The organism is Barnesiella propionica (assembly GCF_025567045.1).
GTDB classification, from domain to species: Bacteria; Bacteroidota; Bacteroidia; order Bacteroidales; family Barnesiellaceae; genus Barnesiella_B; species Barnesiella_B propionica.
On record NZ_JAOQJK010000020.1, the window covers coordinates 1 to 1,580 of the forward strand.

1 protein-coding gene is annotated in these 1,580 nt (G+C 55.7%); it reads right to left on the reverse strand.

Annotated elements, in window-relative coordinates; all coding sequences use genetic code 11:
- Window positions 1-1,580, reverse strand: a 1,580-nt coding sequence (locus OCV73_RS14445) for an RHS repeat domain-containing protein (RefSeq protein WP_394802968.1), incomplete at both ends; no start/stop codon positions are given.

A 1,580-nucleotide genomic window follows, 5' to 3' on the forward strand; every position in this document is an offset into this window, starting at 1 on the left:
ATCCGCATACTTCAACGGATTATTGGCACACACGGCATAGGGAGAGATCCAGGGATATTTCTCACAAAGGGGGTCAATGGAAGTAAACAGGTTCAGCAAAGGGTCTCGCTGGCGGGCGTTATTGTCGTAGAGATGGAGCCCGTGCATGCTCTCGAACTCCATGCCCAGGTGCAGCCGGTTGTCGAGCCCCAGACCGTCGTATTCGGAAGTTGGAAGACCCGATGGGTAATAGTCGGCGGCCTGCTGCAGACCGCTCCCGGCGATGAATACGGCGCGGTTGCTGCCCAGGTGGTCGCGCACGTAGTGGCAGTAGTTGCCGCTTTGTACGCCGGGATAATAGCTTATATAGCCCTCTTCGAGGAGGATTTTTTCCAGTTTGCCGTTCTGGTAGATATATCGTCCGCAGTATTCGGTGGAGTCGGTCCGCGCGGAGCTGACGCGCCCGGTCTGGCTGCCGGGGATCATCACCGTTTTGCCGGGGGTGTAATAGACGGTTTTATGTTTGGTTCCCGCATCGTCGTAGGTGTAGGCGATACGCGCTCCTCCGGTGAACAGGATGCTGTCGGGGTGGTTCTGGTAGTCGTAACGGATGTTTTGTATATTACGGATTTCGTCTTTGACGCGGTTGCCGTTTTTGTCGTAGGCGAAGGCGTTAATGTGTTCGCACATGGTGACTTGGGGGAATGAGGAGAGGTACATGTCGTTGCCGGCATCGATAACCGAGGTGAGCTGGTTGCCGTTGTAGGACAGGTCCAGCTCGTCTTCCATGCTTTCCCGGTATCCGCGCTGCAGGAAGGTGATATTCCCGTTTTTGTCGTAACTGTAGTTTTCGAAATAGAGGTCGAAGCGCTCTCTGGGGTTGGTGAGTTCCGAGGCGGTGAGGCGGTCCAGGGCGTCGTAGGTATAGGTCATCTTGTTGGTATGATAGGCCGGAGTATACAGGATGTCGTCTATATAGGCGCTGGTGTAGTCGGCGGCGGATATGTTGCCGTTGTAATTGACGGATTGGGGACGGTGGGGGTTGGTGGTATAGTAGTTGGTTTGTTTGTAATAGGGGTTGGTGATGGTTTTTATCCAGCTGCGGATGTTGTAGGTGTAGCCGGTGGAGACATTTTCCTGGTCTTTGCGTTTGATGCGCCCGAGTTCGTCGTACTGGAGGGTAAGGATGGTTTTCGGGGTTTTTCCGTTGAGACTGTGTTTGGTTTCGGTCAGTCTGCGGGCGTGGTCGTAGGCGTAGGTGTATTCTTCGGTGACGGGGGGCTGGCCGGGTACGGTGTGGAGGGTTTTCTTTTTTACGGGATCGCCGCTGAAGTTGTAGGCGTAGCTTTCCCGGTCGGTACCGCCTTTGATATTGTCGGTGACGGTTTGTACGACGCGCCCTTTGGCGTCGTAATAGAGGGTGGTGTAGAGTTTTTGCCCGGTGCGGGGAATGAGGGTACAGTTGCCGGTCTGCAGGCCGTTGGCGTGTTCCCAGCAGGGGTCGTAACCGCTTTCGGGTGTGAAGGTGTGCCCGGGGGGGATAAAGGCGTAGGTGTCGTAATAGATCGCGCTCCGGGGCCTCAGCTGCTGACGGGGTTCGC